At 69.3% G+C, this 16,004-nt stretch carries 11 protein-coding genes and 1 tRNA gene; 10 read left to right on the forward strand and 2 right to left on the reverse strand.

The annotated features are described in order from the left end of the window. The first annotated feature begins 33 nt into the window (after positions 1-33). From NNJEOMEG_RS04800 to NNJEOMEG_RS04815, 4 genes are all read left to right on the forward strand, one after another. Positions 34-2,469: a c-type heme family protein gene (locus tag NNJEOMEG_RS04800; RefSeq protein WP_173081867.1), complete on the forward strand. Its 2,436-nt coding sequence runs from the start codon at positions 34-36 to the stop codon at positions 2,467-2,469. Beyond that, complete coding sequence (locus tag NNJEOMEG_RS04805) at positions 2,456-3,856, forward strand: sigma-54-dependent transcriptional regulator (RefSeq protein WP_173081869.1); 1,401 nt, start codon at positions 2,456-2,458, stop codon at positions 3,854-3,856. The genes NNJEOMEG_RS04800 and NNJEOMEG_RS04805 overlap by 14 nt, the downstream gene beginning before the upstream one ends. Positions 3,857-3,870: 14 nt before the next feature. Next, positions 3,871-5,247 (forward strand): esterase-like activity of phytase family protein, encoded by a 1,377-nt coding sequence (locus tag NNJEOMEG_RS04810; RefSeq protein WP_173081870.1) that lies wholly within the window; start codon positions 3,871-3,873, stop codon positions 5,245-5,247. A 64-nt stretch (positions 5,248-5,311) separates the two neighbouring features. Further along, positions 5,312-6,670 (forward strand): esterase-like activity of phytase family protein, encoded by a 1,359-nt coding sequence (locus NNJEOMEG_RS04815; RefSeq protein ID WP_173081871.1) that lies wholly within the window; start codon positions 5,312-5,314, stop codon positions 6,668-6,670. Positions 6,671-7,249: 579 nt separating this feature from the next. Here the strand turns inward: NNJEOMEG_RS04815 and rfbD are convergent. Together rfbD and rfbB are read right to left on the reverse strand one after the other, a co-directional pair. Then, on the reverse strand, positions 7,250-8,122 hold the full coding sequence (gene rfbD / locus NNJEOMEG_RS04820) for a dTDP-4-dehydrorhamnose reductase (protein WP_173081872.1): 873 nt from the start codon (positions 8,120-8,122) through the stop codon (positions 7,250-7,252). Continuing rightward, positions 8,119-9,141, reverse strand: coding sequence for a dTDP-glucose 4,6-dehydratase (gene rfbB, locus NNJEOMEG_RS04825; RefSeq protein WP_173082186.1), 1,023 nt, complete (start codon positions 9,139-9,141; stop codon positions 8,119-8,121). Before rfbB ends, rfbD begins: the two co-directional genes overlap by 4 nt. Before the next feature lie 140 nt (positions 9,142-9,281). Between rfbB and NNJEOMEG_RS04830 the strand changes: the two genes are divergently transcribed. The 6 genes from NNJEOMEG_RS04830 to NNJEOMEG_RS04855 all read left to right on the forward strand — a co-directional run bounded on the left by NNJEOMEG_RS04830 (position 9,282) and on the right by NNJEOMEG_RS04855 (position 15,952). Continuing rightward, positions 9,282-9,357, forward strand: a tRNA-Val gene (locus tag NNJEOMEG_RS04830). 48 nt (positions 9,358-9,405) lie between these two features. Then, positions 9,406-9,870, forward strand: coding sequence for a tRNA (cytidine(34)-2'-O)-methyltransferase (locus NNJEOMEG_RS04835; RefSeq protein WP_173082188.1), 465 nt, complete (start codon positions 9,406-9,408; stop codon positions 9,868-9,870). Positions 9,871-10,019: 149 nt separating this feature from the next. Then, complete coding sequence (locus tag NNJEOMEG_RS04840; RefSeq protein ID WP_173081873.1) at positions 10,020-11,591, forward strand: methyl-accepting chemotaxis protein; 1,572 nt, start codon at positions 10,020-10,022, stop codon at positions 11,589-11,591. Between the two features lie 180 nt (positions 11,592-11,771). Then, positions 11,772-12,392: an MEDS domain-containing protein gene (locus tag NNJEOMEG_RS04845; protein WP_173081874.1), complete on the forward strand. Its 621-nt coding sequence runs from the start codon at positions 11,772-11,774 to the stop codon at positions 12,390-12,392. Between the two features lie 4 nt (positions 12,393-12,396). Then, on the forward strand, positions 12,397-14,796 hold the full coding sequence (locus NNJEOMEG_RS04850; RefSeq protein WP_173081875.1) for a PAS domain-containing sensor histidine kinase: 2,400 nt from the start codon (positions 12,397-12,399) through the stop codon (positions 14,794-14,796). Between the two features lie 61 nt (positions 14,797-14,857). Continuing rightward, the gene (locus tag NNJEOMEG_RS04855) at positions 14,858-15,952 is read left to right on the forward strand and encodes a CobD/CbiB family cobalamin biosynthesis protein (RefSeq protein WP_173081877.1); all 1,095 of its coding nucleotides are present in this window, start codon (positions 14,858-14,860) and stop codon (positions 15,950-15,952) included. Positions 15,953-16,004 lie beyond the last annotated feature (52 nt).

A 16,004-nucleotide genomic window follows, 5' to 3' on the forward strand; every position in this document is an offset into this window, starting at 1 on the left:
GCCCTCCGGCCCGGTGCGCGGTATCATGGCCCTATGCGTTTCCCCAGGCCCCGCAACCTCCAGACCAAGTTCATCCTCGGCCTCGCGGCCATCATGGCCGTGATCGGCGTCTTCTTCGTCTACCTGCTCCAGCAGTACCTGCGCGAAACCCTGGAGAACGAGGCGCGCGGCAAGGCCCAGGTGATCCTGCGCGGCGTGGAATCGCTCCACGTCTACGTGCAGGACAACCTGCGCCCGGTCATCTCCGGCGCGCTCCTGGAGGACAAGGGGCTGCTCGAGGCCATGAGCTGCACCGCCCTGGCCCGCGCCGCCATGGCCCCCACCGGCCCGGAAGGCAGGGAAGACTTCGGCTTCCGCCGCGTGGCCCTGGGCGCGCGCAGCCCCGACCTGGAGGCCAGGGGCCTGGAGCGCGAGTTCATCGCCCGCTTCCAGGCCGACCCGGACCGCGAATGGGACGAGGCCATCCTCATGGAAGGCGGCAAGCAGTACATGGTGCTGGCCCAGCCCGTGCGCTACCAGGGTTTCTGCCTGCGCTGCCACGGCGACCCGGCCATGGCCCCCAAGGAACTGGTGGAGGCCTTCGGCCCGGAGCGCGGCTTCAACCGCAAGGAGGGCGAACTGGCCGGGGCCCATGTGGTGCGCCTGCCCATGGAGGCCACCGTGGCGCGCATCCAGGGGGCCACCCTGGGCTTCGTGCTCATGTTCAGCCTGGGGGCCATCTTCCTCTTCGCCACCATCTACGTCTTCTTCAACCGCCTCGTGGTGCACAACCTGCGCCGTGGTCTGGAGGTGATGGGCCGCCACTTCCCCGAGGCCGCCCAGGCCGCCAGCGCCCCCCAGGCCCTGCCCGCCGGGCTGCCCCGCGACGAGATCGAACAGATGCTCCACTCCATGGGGCACTTCGCCGAGAGCCTGCGCCAGGCCAGGGCGCAGTTGCAGTCCTACGCGGCCACCCTGGAGGACCGCGTGGAGGAACGCACCGAGGGCCTGGCCCGCGAGGCCGAGGAGCGCCGCGCCGACGTGGGCCTCTTCGTGAGCCTGCTCGACGGGCTCAACCGCACGCGCGACCGCAAGGAAATCCTCGAAGGCTGCCTTGGGCTCATCGCCCGGCGCTTCCGCGCCCGCCGCGCCACCTACTGCTGCGCCATGGCCCTGGGCCAGGCCTTCTCCTGGCCCCGCGAGGCCCCGGCCACGCCCATGCCCCACGCCTGGGAGCGCATGGCCGCCCGGGGCGCGTTCGAGTCCCGGGGCGGGCAGGCCTTCGTGCCCGTGCAGACCTCGGGCGCGACCCAGGGCCTGCTGGCCCTCTCCTGGCCGGAGGGCCAGGCCCCGGCCCCCATGCCCGTGGACGTGCTCATGGCCGTGGGCCAGCAACTGGGCGTGGTGATCGAGAACATGGACGCCCTGGACAGCCTCCTGCGCCAGAACGGTCTGCTCCAGGCCGTGTTCGAGGGCATCGCGGACCCGGTGGTGCTCCTGGACGGGCGCGGCCAGGTGGTGCTGGCCAACGCCTCGGCCCAGGGGCTGGCCCTGCCGGGCGGCGGTGTGGCCGGGTCGGGCGCGGCCGTGCTCTGCGACGCCCTGGGCATCCGCTCCGGGCGCACCCTGCCCGCCGCCGTGCTCTCGGGGCCTGCCGTGCGCGAGGTGGTGCTGCCGGGGGAGCGCACCTTCCTGGTGTCTCTCTATCCGCTGCCGGACTTCATGGACCGGGGCGGGCGGCTGGTGGCCTACGCCCGCGAGGTCACCCAGGAGCGGCGCATGCGCGAACTGGCCCAGCAGAACGAGAAGCTCCTGGCCGTGGGACGCCTGGCCGCAGGCCTGGCCCACGAGATCAACAACCCCCTGGGCGTCATCCTCTTCTACGCCGAACTGCTCAAGGGCCTGCCCGGCCTGGGCCAGGGCCGCGAGGACGTGGACGTGATCGTGCGCCACACGCGCCAGGCCCAGAAGGTGTTGCGCGACCTCCTGGACTTCGTGCGCCCCAAGAAGGGTGTCGCCGGCCCCTGCGACCTGGCCGAAACCGCCCGGCGCACCGTGAACGTCTACCACGCCCAGGCCGCCGCCGAGGGCAAGGAGATGACCCTGGACGCCACGCCCGACCTGCCGCCCGTCAACGCCGACGCCGCCGCCCTGGAACAGATCCTCTCCAATCTGCTCATCAACGCCCTGGACGCCGTGGCGCCGGGCAAGGGGGCCATCGCCGTGAGCGTGGCCCTGGAGGACGGGCAGGCCGTGCTGCGCGTGGCCGACAACGGCCCCGGCATCCCCAAGGACACCCTGGGCCGCATCTTCGACCCCTTCTTCACCACCAAGGAGGTGGGCAAGGGCACCGGGCTGGGTCTGGCCGTGGTCTACGGCCTGGTCAACGACATGGGCGGCAGCGTGGAGGCCCAGAGCCCCGGCGGCGCGCTCTTCACCGTGCGCCTGCCCCTGGCCGGGGAACGGGAGGACGCCCATGCCGCGGCGTGAAACCGTGCTCGTGGTGGACGACCAGCCCGACTTCGCCCGGGGGCTGGCCCGGCTCATCGGCTCGCGCCGGGAGAACCTGGACGTGCTCCTGGCGGGCGACGGCCAGGAGGCCCTGGACCTCCTCGACAAGGCCCAGCCCTCCATCCTCTTCACCGACCTGCGCATGCCGGGCATGAGCGGCCAGGAGCTCCTGGAGCGCGCCCTGGACCGCGCCCCCTCCCTCACCGCCGTGATGCTCACGGCCCACGGCGACGTGGGCTCGGCCGTGGCCGCCCTCAAGGCCGGGGCCTACGACTTCCTGGTGAAGCCCGTGGAGCCCGAGACCCTGTTCCTCACCCTGGACAAGGCCCTGGAGCGCGCCCGCCTGCTCTCGGAAAACCGCAGGCTGCGCGAATCCGTGGCCGAGGTCGAGACCTGGCGCGAGCTCATCGGCGAATCGCCCTCGGTGCTCCGGCTCAAGGAGACCATCGCCGCCGTGGCCCGCTCGGACTACACGGTGCTCATCCAGGGCGAGTCCGGCACGGGCAAGGAGGTGGTGGCCCGCGCCGTGCACGCCATGAGCCAGCGCAGCGACGGCCCCATGATCTGCGTGAACTGCCCCGCCATCCCCGAGCAGCTCCTGGAAAGCGAACTCTTCGGCCACGTGAAGGGGGCCTTCACCGGCGCGGAAAAGGCCAGCAAGGGCCTCTTCCTGGCCGCCGAGGCCGGCACCATCCTCCTCGACGAGATCGGCGACATCCCCATGAACGTGCAGACCAAGCTCCTGCGCGTGCTCCAGGAACGCGAGGTGCGCCCCGTGGGCGGCAGCGAGACCGTGGCCGTGGATGTGCGCATCATCGCCTCCACCAACCAGCACCTCGAAGAGAAGATCAAGGACCGCTCGTTCCGGGAGGATCTCTTCTACCGTCTCAATGTGCTCACCGTGGCCACGCCCGCCCTGCGCGAGCGCCGCGAGGACATCCCGCTCCTGGCCGCGCACTTCCTGCGCCGCACCTGCAAGGAGATGAACCTTCCCGAAAAGGAATTGACCCCGGACGCCCTGGGCTACCTGGCCGGGCGCGAGTGGCCCGGAAACGTGCGCGAACTCCAGAACTTCGTGCGCCGCCTCGTGGTGTTCGCCCAGGGCAGGGTCATCGACGCCCATTCCGCCCTGGCGGCGGACGGCGGTCCCCTCGGCGTGACCCAAGCCGCCTCCTGCGCCCTGGGCAGCTACCAGGACGCCAAGAACCAGGCCCTGGAAGCCTTCACGCGCTCCTATGTGGAACAGCTGCTCAGCCGCACCCGGGGCAACGTCTCCGAGGCCGCGCGCGTCTCGGGGCTGGAGCGGGCCAGCCTGCAGAAAATCCTCAAACGCCTGGCCATCGACACCCAGGACTACAAGAACTGAGGAAGGTACCAGCCATGACCCTACGATTGGCGTTCCTCCTGGCCGTCTGGGCGCTTCCCGCGCTGTTCACCCCGGCCCTCGCCGACGCCCAGGACATCCGCTCCTCCGAGGTGGTCACGCCGCCCGCCATGGCCATCCCTGCCCCGCCCGCGCTCAAGGCCGTCGCGCCCAAGGGCTTCACCCTCGGCCTGGGCTACGGGCTCTCCTGCGCCCAGGCGCAACCGGGCGGGGCCATGGTCCTGCATTCCCTCACCGGGCGCGGCCCCACGCTGCGCGGTCCCTCCGTGGCCGAAGCCGCCGGGACCGCCCCTTCCGCGCTCTTCGTGCTGCCCGACTACACCCCCGCCGTGGTCACGCTGATCCTCTCCGGGGCCAGGGCCGAGGTCACGGGCGTGCTCCCCCTGGCCGGGGAGGACGGCAAACCCCTGCGCGGACTGCCCCCGGCCTCCAGGCAACCGGGCGCGCACGTGGAAATCCCCCTCAGCCTGGGGCTCAAACCCCTCGCCTTCGACCCCACCGGCATGGACCCCACCGGCGTGGTCTACGATTTCAAGCGCGGGGCCTACTGGATCGTGGACGGCTACCGTCCCGCCCTGGCCCGCGTCTCCTCCGGGGGCGGCCACGTGCAGGCCCTCTACGTCCCCGGCGACGGCCTGGAGCCCTATCTGGGCTCCAAACGCCCGGGCGGCGGCTTCTCGGGCGTGAGCCTCTCCCCCACGGACAAGCTCTACACCATCATGCGCAGGCCCCTGGCATGGGAGGGCAAGCCCGGCCACTTCACGCGCATCGTGGAGTTCGACCCCTCCTCCGAGCGCGTGCGCCAGATGCCCTACCTGCTCGAGGAAGACTACGCCGATCCCGAAAGCGTCACCACCGGCGACCCCGTGGCCTACGCCGACAAGCGCCTCCTCGTGCTGGAGCAGGGCCTCGGCAAGGATGGAGCGCCACTCGTCCGCGTCTTCTCCGCCGACCTCACCCGCGCCCACAACATCCACACCGTGCGCAACGAGGCGGGCCAACCGCCCGAGGCCGTCACCGACAAGGCCCAGTGGCGCGCCCTGGCCATCAACTCCGCACGCAAGACCCTCGTGCTGGACCTCAAGCAGGCGGGCTTCACCGGCTCCTGGGCCGAAAGCATGACCCTGCTCAACGACGGGCGCACCCTCCTGTTCATGAGCGGCCACGGCTTCGGCGTCGAACCCCAGATCGCGGGGTTCGCCACCGGTTCCGACGGCAAACCCGTCCTGGACCCCGCCGCCTACACCCTGAACCCGGACGGCTCCCTGGTCTGCGAAGGACGGCCGGTCAAGACGGCCTTCACCCTCAAGCCCACGTGGGAAGTCCCCAGGATCTGGCTCGTCACGCTCCCCAAAAAGGCCACCGACTACTGAGGCGTCACGCGAACGAAACCTCCGGGAGCCAGAAGGACCCCATCACCCTTTCAAGGAGACCTCCATGCGACGCGCCCTCCTGTCCCTCCTGGCCTTCACGCTGGCCGCCTCCACGGCCCTGGCCCAGAACCCCGCCGTCCAGCCCCAGGACGTGCGCGTGCCCGCCAAGTCCAACGTGCCCGCGCCGCAAAGCCTCAAAAAAGCCTTCCCCGCCGGATTCCCCCTGGGCGTCGGCTCCGGCCTGGCCTTCCTGCGCAAGGAAAAAGACGGGGCGCTCCTCTTCTACGCCGTCACCGACCGGGGGCCCAACACCGACTCGCCGCGCTGGCTGGCCGGAAGCGACCCGCGCGGAGAGTCCGCCAAGATCTTCCCCGCACCGGGATTCCACCCCTCCCTGGCGCTCCTGCGCGTCAAGGGAGGCAAGGCCGACCTCCAGCGTCTCGCCCCCCTCAAGTCCCAGGACGGCAAACCCGTCACCGGGCTGCCTCCGGCCAAGGGCCAGGCCGGGTCCACCGGGGAGATCCCCCTCGATGCCGCGCTCAAGCCCCTGCCCTTCGACGAGAACGGCCTGGATCCCGAAGGCGTGGCCGTGGACCAGCCGCGCGGAAGCCTCTGGATCGCCGACGAGTACGGCCCCTTCCTGGCGGAATTCGACGACCGCACCTTCACCCTCAAGCGCAAGCTGGGTCCCGGGGCCGGGTTGCCCTCTATCCTGGCCAAGCGCCAGCCCAACAGGGGCTTTGAAGGCGTGTGCGTCACGCCCTCGGGCAAGATCGTCGCGGCCGTGCAGTCCATTCTGGACACCGACGGCAAGGTCAAGGACTCCCAGGCGTCCTTCACGCGCCTCGTGGAGTTCGACCCCTCCACCGCCCGCGCCCGCATGCTCGCCTACCCCCTCGACACCCACGCCTACCGCCGCACCGCCGACGCCAAGATCGGCGACGTGGCCGCGCTCTCCGACACCCTCTTCCTCGTGCTGGAACAGGGCGAAGGGCGCGACAAGGCCCTGCGCACCATGCTCTACCTCGTGGACATCTCCACCGCCTCCTCCCTGCCGGACCTGCCCCTGGAAACCACCGGCATGCAGGGCATGACCCTGGCCCGCAAATGGCTCGTGGCCGACCTGCGCGGCCTGGGCTGGAGCCCCGAGAAGGCCGAAGGCCTCGCCCTCGTGGACGAGCGGACCTTCGCCCTGATCTGCGACAACGATTTCGGCCTCACCGCCGAAATCTCCGCGCCCGCCACCACCAAGGACGGCAGAACCGCCGCCAAACCCGACGATTACACCGTGGGACAGGACGGCACGCTCCACCTGGAAGGCAAACCCGTCGCCAGCCGCGTGATCCTCGCGCCCAACGGCGAAAAGACGAAACTCTGGATCGTGACCATGCCCAAGCCCTTCACGGACTACATCGTGAAATAGCCACGCGGGGACACCCGGAGCCGCTGAGGCGAAGGGGGGCGCGGTCGGGGGCGGGCAGAGGCTTCGCCCTCCGTCCTCCCGCTCCGCTTCGCTGGTTTCACCCGGTGCGACGGGGGCTTCCGGGGCCGACCACGACAACAGACACCCGCCGGGGAGGCGCTCAAGGCAGCGCTCGTCCCGGCGGCTTGTCCCGGAGACAAGCACCGGTATCGCATCCGCAGCTGGTGAAGCCCGCGAAGCAACTGCCGGGGTCCGGGGGCAGGCTCTCCCCCCGGCGGGAGAGTGCTGAGAGGGCGGAGCCCTCTCAGCTTGCTGACAAACCCCGAAGCGGGGTTTGTTAGAGCCGCGAACGGGCGGCAAAGCCGCCCTGCTCCAGGCTGCGCTTCGCGCAGGGCTGCTGAAAAAGCCGCAAAGCCGACTTTATCAGCAGCCTCAGAGTGCGGAGCCCTCTTTGCCCGCCAGAGGCATCTTGCCGTCAGCTGGGCCGGGTTTTTCCGGCCCGCTTTTGGCGTTCTCCAGGCCGGGGGGGGCGTGGCGGGAAACGCCGGGGCTTCCGTGCGCCCCGGCGTTGAGATCCGGCTAGTGGGGGTCTGCTTCCAGTTCGGTGTAGACGTATTCGCGCAGGGCCTGGAGCCAGGGCCTTGGCGCGACGCCGGTGGCGCGGGTGAATTTCGCGGTATCGAGGACGGAGTAGGCGGGGCGGGCGGCCTTGAGGGGGTAGTCGGCGGTGGTGATGGGCCGGACGCGGCAGGTGAGCCCCGCCGCGGCCACGGCTTCGCCGGCCAGTTCGCACCAGCTGGCGCGTCCGGCGTTGGCCAGGTGGAAGAGCCCGTTGGCGTCGGCCTGGAGGAGCGACGCGGCGTATTCGGCCAGGTCCGGCGTGTAGGAGGGGGAGCCGATCTGGTCGTGGACGACGCCCAGCTCTTCGCGCTCTTTGGCGAGGTTGAGGATGGTGCGCACGAAGTTTTTCTTGCCGGGTCCGAAGAGCCAGGCCACGCGGGCGATGATGAGGCGCTGCATGCCCAGGGCGGTAAGGGCCTTTTCGCCGTCGAGCTTGGTCTGTCCGTAGACGCTGGCAGGTCCGGTGGGGTCTTCTTCGGTGTAGGGGGTGTTCTTTTTGCCGTCGAAGACGAAGTCGGTGCTGAAGTGGAAGAGCCCGATGGAGCGGGCCTGGCAGAGGCGTCCCAGCATGGCGGGGAGCGCCTTGTTGAGCGTGGCGGCCTCGGCGGGCTCGTCCTCGGCCTTGTCCACGGCGGTGTAGGCCACGGCGTTGACCAGCCAGTGGGGCTGGTAGTCGTCGAGGAAGCGCGCGGCGGCCTCGGAGGAGAGGGGGTCGAAGTCGGCGCGGCCCAGGGGTTCCACCTCGTAGCCGCGCGCTTCGAGGGCGCGGGCGAGGGGAACGCCCAGGAGGCCGGTGCGGCCGCCCAGCACGGCGATGCGGCCGGGGGTCACTTGCGTTCTCCGTACCAGGTGTCCATGAAGGCGCGGTAGGCGCCGGACTGGACGCTTTCGAGCCAGTCCTGGTTGTCGCGGTACCAGGCCAGGGTGCGTTCGATGCCCTGCTCGAAGGAGTACTCGGGGTTGAAGCCCAGTTCGCGCTGGGCCAGGGAGTAGTCCATGGCGTAGCGGCGGTCGTGCCCGGGGCGGTCCTTCACGTAGGTGATGAGGCTTTCGGGCTTGCCAAGGGCGGCGAGGATGGTCTTGACCACCTCGATGTTGGGCTTCTCGGCGTTGCCGCCGAAGTTGTAGGCCTGCCCGGGCTTACCCTTGAGCAGGGTGAGCTCCACGCCGAGGCAGTGGTCCAGCACGTAGATCCAGTCGCGCACGTTGAGCCCGTCGCCGTAGACGGGGAGGGATTCTCCGCGCGAGGCCTTGAGGATCATGAGCGGGATGAGCTTCTCGGGGAACTGGTAGGGCCCGTAGTTGTTGGAGCAGCGGGTGATGGCCACGGGGAAGCCGTGGGTCTCGAAGAAGGCGCGGCAGAGCATGTCGGCCGAGGCTTTGGAGGCGGAGTAGGGGCTGTTGGGGGCCAGGGGCGTCTCTTCGGTGAACTTGCCGGTGGGCCCGAGCGTTCCGTACACCTCGTCGGTGGAGACGTGGACGAAGCGGGGGATCTCCATGCGGCGCGCCGTGTCCAGGAGCACCTGCGTGCCCAGGACGTTGGTGGTCACGAAGGGCGTGGCGTCGGTGATGGAGCGGTCCACGTGGGATTCGGCCGCGAAGTTGACCACGGCCTCGATCTGGTAGTGGGCCAGCACGTGGGCCACCAGCTCGGCGTTGGCGATGTCGCCGTGGACGAAGTGGTAGCGTTTGCCGCCGTGTTGTTTCTCCAGGGGGGCCAGGGAGAGCCTGTTCCCGGCGTAGGTCAGCTTGTCGAGGTTGACGATGACCACGTCGGAGTGCTTCTGGAGCATCATGTAGACGAAATTGGCGCCGATGAAACCGCAGCCGCCGGTGACGAGAAGCCGCATGGGGGTGACCTTTCCTCGCTGGATGGGATGGTGGAGGGGACGTTCCCTCACGGGGCTCTTCCTGCCCGAAAGCGACCCGGTAATCAATCCGTAAAAAAAAGTGCTTGCCATGGGGGTCGGTTTTCCCTATTTACGCCGTCGGGCGGTTAACTCAGCGGTTAGAGTGCCATCTTCACACGGTGGAAGTCCGGGGTTCAAATCCCCGACCGCCCACCACCGGAAACAGGAAAGCCCCGCGAAAGCGGGGCTTTTTCTTTCGCCATGATCCAGCTCGTCCTCTACACTCCGGAAATTCCCCAGAACACGGGTTCGGTGGCCAGGCTCTGCGCCGCCACCAACACGCCCCTGCATCTGGTGGAGCCCCTGGGCTTCAAACTCACCGACCGCTACCTCAAGCGCGCGGGCCTGGACTACTGGCCCCACGTGAAGCTCTCGGTCTGGCCCCACTGGGAGGCCTGCCTGGAGGGCGTGCGCCCCGGGCGGCTGGTGTTCACCTCCTCCGGCAACCGGGGCATCCAGGGGCAGGACTATCACCGCTTCGCCTTCGGCCCGGACGACGCCATCGTGCTTGGCCCCGAAAGCAAGGGCCTGCCCGACGCGCTGCTGGAGGGGCGGGAGCACCTGGTGCGCATCCCCATCTGGGGCTGCGTGCGCTCGCTCAACCTGGCCAACGCGGCCTCGGTGCTGCTCTACGAGGCCCTGCGCGCCACGGGCGGCCTGCCGGAGTGAACCGGACAACCCCTGATTATGGCGGTTCGGGGGCCATCGCGGGCGATTCGTCCCCAGCGCTTCACTCGCCCGAAAAAATAGCTTAGATTCAGTAACAAGAGTCCGGGAGCGGTCTCCCGGCGCATTCGCAATGGACAGGAGAGCCCTTCATGAGCTTCGGAGCTTCCATCCTCTCCCGAGGGATCGTCCTTGGAGCAGCCCTTCCGGCCCTGACCATGGGGGCCTTCGCCTTGTCCCGAGGCCTTCTGGGCCTCGACGGAACCTCTTTGTGGATCGTCTCCCTGGTGGTCTCGGTCCTGGCGGGATGCGCCCTGGCCTGGGGGCTCCTGGGCGGCGCGGCGCGCGAACTGGGCGATCTGGCCGGGGCCCTGGCCGACGTGGCCGCCGGGCGCTACAACACCGCCCTGCCGGAAGGCGGCTGCGCCGAGGCCCGGGCCGTGCGCGAACCAGCCCTTGCCCTGGTGGACCGGCTCAAGCTCACGCTGGGCAACTGGAAAGGCCTCACCGAGGCCGTGCTCATCCCCTACGCCCTGGTGGACAAAACCGGCAACCTGACCCTGTGCAACCAGCGCTGCCTGGACATGCTGGAACGGCCGGGCACTCCCGGGGGGCACGTGGGCATGTTCTTCTCGGAGTTCTTCTACAACGACAAGGCGCGCAAGGCCCTCATCGTGGAGATCATGGAGAAGAACCAGGGCGTGGTGCGCGACGTGGAATTCAAGAACCTCAAGGGCAACACGCGCTTCATACAGGCCGCGCTCTCGCCCCTGCACGACCTCGACGGCAACGTGAGCGGCGGCATGTGCATGTACCTCGACTACACCGAACTGCGCCGCAAGGAAGCCGAGATCACCACCCAGAGCCAGAGCATCCTCAAGGCCGTGGAGATGGTGGAATCCATCTCCGGCACCCTGGCCCAGACGGCCCACGAGCTCTCCACCCAGGTGGAAACGGCCAGCCGGGGCGCGCAGCTCCAGAGCAGGCGCAGCGAGGAGACCGCCAGCGCCATGGAGGAAATGGCCGCCTCCGTGCTGGAAGTGGCCCGCAGCGCCGGGCAGGCCAGCGGGCGCGCCGAGGAGGCCCAGACCACGGCCCGCGAGGGCGCGGCCGTGGTGGAGCGCGCCGTGGCGGCCATACGCCAGGTGGACGAGCTGACCGCCGCCCTGAAGACCAGCATGGACGGCCTCTCCGAGGGCGCCGGGGCCATCGGGCGCATCATGGGCGTGATTTCCGACATCGCCGACCAGACCAACCTGCTGGCGCTCAACGCCGCCATCGAGGCCGCCCGCGCGGGCGAGGCCGGGCGGGGCTTCGCGGTCGTGGCCGACGAGGTGCGCAAGCTGGCCGAGAAGACCATGCAGGCCACCAAGGAAGTGGCCGACGTGGTGGGCTCCATCCAGTCGGGCGTGCAGGAAAGCCAGGGCCGCACCGGAAAGGCCAGCCAGGCCGTGGAGCAGGCCACCGCCCTGGCCGGGGAGTCGGGCCGGACGCTCACGCGCATCGTGGAGTTGGTGGTGAGCACCTCCGACCAGGTGCGGGCCATCGCCTCGGCGGCGGAGCAGCAGTCGGCCGCCAGCAACGAGATCGCCCACGCCGTGGAGGACGTGCGCCGCGTCTCCCAGGAGACGGCTCAGGAGATGGGCGGCGCTGCCCGCAGCCTGGAGGAGCTCTCGGGCCTGGCCCGCAAGCTCGACGGGGCCGTGCACGCGCTCACGGCCTAGCCGGATCGCGCTCTCGGGGGGGGGCGCGGGACGTTCCCGAAATCGACGCCCCCCTTCCTTAACGGCGTTTCCTGCTGTATAGCATAAGAAAGCCATGCCCATGTTCGCCCCGCGCGTGGGACGTACGGTCGCCGCCAGCTGGGCGGGGCGCAGCCTTTCCAGGCGTGGCGGGAGGGGCAAGTGCACGAATCAAGGACCATTTCTCTGGGATTCACGGGGCAGCGGTTTCCGCAAGGGGCTCACGTCTGCCAGATCTACGGCGACGACCAGGAGCGTCAGGACGCCATTTTGTCCTTTCTCCTGACCGGCCTGCAGGCAGGCGAACGCTCGGCCTGCTTCTCCGAGGCGCTCAAGGAGGACTTGGCCGCCGAGTATCTGGGGAGACACGGTATCGACCTGGATGAGGCCAGGGCCGGGGGCATGCTGCTGCTCTCGGGCACCCGCGAGGTCTACTTCCATGAGGGCCGCTTCGAGCCCGAGCGCATGGTGGGGCTCCTGGAGGCCTTCCACGACGATGCCGGGGTGCGGGGCTTCTCCGGCGCCCGGGTCATAGGCGAGATGCTCCCCGAGGTGCAGGCTTTGCCGGGCGGCTCGCGGCTCATCGAGTACGAGGCCATGGTGAACCAGATGCTGCGCCGCCACCCGGTGACGGCGGTGTGCCAGTACGACGCCCGCGCTTTCGACGGGGCGACCATCCTGGAAGTGCTCAAGGTTCATCCCTACATGATCGTGCGGGGCGAAGTGGTGGGCAACCCGTTCTTCACTCCGCCGGAGGACTTCCTGCGCCAGACAGGGCACTAGAGGCATGGAGGGCGCCGCCTTCAGCCTGGACGCGCGGGTCCTGGGCCAGCTGCTGCTCATGCAGAGCGTGGTCAACAACCTCCCTGACGAGCAGAGCATTTTCAGTTTCGTGCTCAAGGGCCTGGGCGAGATTCCCGGGGTGTCCGGCGCGCGCCGCACGTCGGACATCGAGGACGCCCGGCCGCCCCGGGAACAGGGGTTCGCCCTTTCGGTTGGCGCGGTGGCGCGCGGCGCGCTGGTGCTTTCCATCCCGGACAGGGAAGCCTTTGCGCCCTACGAACAGTATGTGCGCAACTTCTGTTTCATGCTGGCGGTGATCCTCCAGGAGCGGGCCAACCGTCGCGTGGTGGAGGATCACCAGCGCCGCCTGGAGGAGGCCGTGCGCGTGCGCACCGCCCAGCTCGACAGCCAGGTGGCCGAGCGCATGGCCGCCGAACAGGATCTGCGCCGCACCAAGGCCATGCTGGAGCGCATCATCGACACCGTGCCCCACTCCATCTTCTGGAAGGATGCGCAGAGCGTCTACCTGGGCTGCAACCGGGCCTTCGCCCGTGACGCCGGAGTGGCCAGCCCCGAGGAGATCGTCGGCAGGACCGACTACGAGCTGCCCTGGCTCCCCGAAGAGGCCGGGGCCTACCGCGCGGACGACCGCCACGTCATGGAGACCCGGCGCATCAAGGGTCCCTTCCTGGAGCGCCAACTTGCCGCCGACGGCTCCCACCGCTGGCTGGAAACGGCCAAGATGCCCCTCATCGACGAGGACGGAGAGGTGCACGGGGTGCTCGGGGTCTACGCCGACATCACCCGCCGCCGCCTGGACGAGGAGAGTCTGCGCGCCAGCGAGGCCAAATACCGCAAGCTCCACGAGAGTCTCATGGACGGCTACGTCCGGATGGATTTGGAGGGCCGCATCCTGGAGAGCAACGCCTCCTTCAAGGCGCTCACCGGCTACGACGACGCGGAGTTGGCCCTGCTCACCAACGAGGAGATCACCCCGTCCCCCTGGTGCGAGCTGGAGGCCGGCATCGTCCGGGAACAGGTGCACAACAGGGGCTACTCCGACGTGTTCGAGAAACAATACCGCCGCAAGGACGGCCTGCTCGTGCCCGTGGAGCTGCGCGCCTACCTCCTGCGCAATGGCCAGGGCAAACCTTCGGGCATGTGGGCCATCGTGCGCGACGTCTCGGAGCGCAAACGCGCCGAAGAAGCCTTGCGGGATTCGCGGGAACTGCTCAACGACATCCTGGATTCCCTGCCCACCGCCGTGGCCGGCCTGGACGCCCAAGGGCAGGTGACCCACTGGAACGAGGCCGCCCGGATCTTCACGGGGCGCAGCCGCGACGAGGCCCTGGGGCATGCGGGCACGGAGACGCTCCCGGTGCTGGCCGCCCTGGGCGAAGGCCTGGTCCGGGTTATGGCCGGGCTGGGATCGGTGCAGGCGGAACGCGTCCCCGTGGAGAAGGGGAACACCACCCGGTTGCTCATGGTGCGGGCCAACCCTTTGAGGGGGGCTTCCCAGCACGGGGCCGTGGTGCTGGTGGACGACGTGACGGAACGCGAACGTCTGCGCGACATGATGGTCCAGACCGAAAAAATGATGAGCGTGGGCGGCCTGGCCGCAGGCATGGCCCACGAGATCAACAACCCCCTGGGCGGCATCCTCCAGGGCGTGCAGGTGCTGGACAAGCGCTTCCAGACGACGCTGCCCGCCAACCAGGAGGCGGCACGCGCGGCAGGCTGCGACATGGCCGCCATCCACGAGTACATGGAGCGGCGCGGGCTCTTCGCCATGCTGAGCGCCATCCAGGACGCGGCCCTCCGGGCCACGCGCATCGTCGCGGACATGCTGGAGTTCAGCCGCAAGAGCGAACGCACCTTCGTGCCCACGAACATCGGAGAGCTCATGGACCGCGCCGTGGCCCTGTGCTCCACGGACTACAGCCTGAAGAAACAGTACGACTTCAAGAACATCCGCATCGACCGGAATGTGTCGCCGGAGCTTCCCCCCGTGCGCTGCTCAGCCACACAGATCCAGCAGGTGCTCATGAACCTCCTGGGCAACGCCGCCCAGGCCATGGGCGGGCGCGGTCCGGGCCGGGAGCCGCCCCGCATAGCGCTCACCGCAGTGCGCGAGGGCGAGATGGTCCGCATCGAGGTGGAAGACAACGGTCCCGGCATGGAGGAATCCATCAGGCGGAAGATCTTCGAGCCCTTCTTCACCACCAAACCTGTGGGCGAGGGCACGGGGCTCGGTCTTTCAGTCTCCTATTTCATCGTCACCGAGAACCACCAGGGGAGCATCGAGGCGGAATCCTGGCCCGGCAAGGGCACACGCTTCATCATCCGGCTGCCCCTGGACGGCCCGGCAATCCGGGAGCCCGCGCTGTTCCCCCCCGCGTCCTGACCGGGCGGACGGACCGCCCGCTTGACCCGGGGCGCGGCCGAGGGCATCCTCCCCCACCGCCATGGATCCTACCCCTCTCATCGCCTTCGCCCTGGACCTCGCCCTGGGCGACCCTCCGTCCTGGCCGCACCCCGTGCGCTTGCTGGGCCTCGCCCTGGACCGTCTGGAGGCCCTGGCCAGAGGCCGCGCCGCCTCGCGGGCGGACGTCGCTTCGGGCTTGCACGGGCAGGACCAGGCAGGCGCGCGGCCCGGGGACGCCGCTTCGGGCGGGCTTCCGGCCGGAGCGGGGACCGTGGCGACTCCGGCCCTCCCGGGAGAGGTCTCGAATCCGGAGACGGACGCCGCGTCCCGCCGCTCCCCCGTCTTTCTGCGCCTTTTCGGGGCCGCAACGCTCCTTGGGCTGGGGGGGGCGGCGGCCGGGGCGGCGTACCTCCTGGCGCGTCTGCCCCTGCTGGGGTACGTCATCGCGCTCTACCTCTCCTTCGCGGGGCTGGCGCTGGGGCAGCTCCTGCGCGAGACGCGCCGCGTTGCCCGGCTCATGGAGACGCAACGGCTGGACGAAGCCCGCGCCGCCCTGGGGCGGCTGGTGAGCCGCGACACCTCCGCACTGGACGAGGCGGGCGTCTGGCGCACCCTGGCCGAGACGCTCTCGGAGAACTTCTGCGACGCCTTCGTCGCGCCCTTTTTCTATTTGTCTTTAGGCGGTCCGGCCCTGTTGTGGTTCTACAAGACGGCCTCCACCATGGACTCCATGTGGGGCTACAAGACGCCCCGCTTCAAGGACCTGGGCTGGGCAGGCGCGCGCGCCGACGATCTGCTGGCCTTCGTGCCCGCTCGGCTCTCCGCCGGGCTCCTGCTGGTGTGCGGCGCGGCCATGGGGCTACGCTGGGCGGACGCCCTGCGCCACACGCGGCGGGATGCGGCGCGCATGCAAAGCCCCAACGCGGGCTGGCCCATGGCCGCCTCCGCCTGGCTGTGCGGGGCCGCCATGGGAGGGCCGGCGGTTTATCATGGCAGGCTTGTTATCAAGCCGATACTGGGCCTGCATGGTAGCAATTGGGACGCTGATCGCGCCGCAACGCTCATTACACTCGTGAAACGGGCGGGATTCTGCATGCTTGTTTCATGGGTTATGATCACCCTCCTCCTTTCATGAGTTTTTTCGTGTAACCCTACTCTTGCAAAAAGAGGATATCCTGTGCAATAGG

This window comes from Fundidesulfovibrio magnetotacticus, assembly GCF_013019105.1.
In the GTDB taxonomy this organism is placed as follows: Bacteria; Desulfobacterota; Desulfovibrionia; order Desulfovibrionales; family Desulfovibrionaceae; genus Fundidesulfovibrio; species Fundidesulfovibrio magnetotacticus.

Bases quoted from the DNA above. Each gene is read 5' to 3' on its own strand.
- NNJEOMEG_RS04800 (WP_173081867.1), top strand. From the start codon at position 34: ATGCGTTTCCCCAGGCCCCGCAACCTCCAGACCAAGTTCATCCTCGGC.
- NNJEOMEG_RS04805 (WP_173081869.1), top strand. From the start codon at position 2,456: ATGCCGCGGCGTGAAACCGTGCTCGTGGTGGACGACCAGCCCGACTTC.
- NNJEOMEG_RS04810 (WP_173081870.1), top strand. From the start codon at position 3,871: ATGACCCTACGATTGGCGTTCCTCCTGGCCGTCTGGGCGCTTCCCGCG.
- NNJEOMEG_RS04815 (WP_173081871.1), top strand. From the start codon at position 5,312: ATGCGACGCGCCCTCCTGTCCCTCCTGGCCTTCACGCTGGCCGCCTCC.
- rfbB (WP_173082186.1), bottom strand. From the start codon at position 9,141: ATGCGGCTTCTCGTCACCGGCGGCTGCGGTTTCATCGGCGCCAATTTC.
- NNJEOMEG_RS04840 (WP_173081873.1), top strand. From the start codon at position 10,020: ATGAGCTTCGGAGCTTCCATCCTCTCCCGAGGGATCGTCCTTGGAGCA.
- NNJEOMEG_RS04850 (WP_173081875.1), top strand. From the start codon at position 12,397: ATGGAGGGCGCCGCCTTCAGCCTGGACGCGCGGGTCCTGGGCCAGCTG.
- NNJEOMEG_RS04855 (WP_173081877.1), top strand. From the start codon at position 14,858: ATGGATCCTACCCCTCTCATCGCCTTCGCCCTGGACCTCGCCCTGGGC.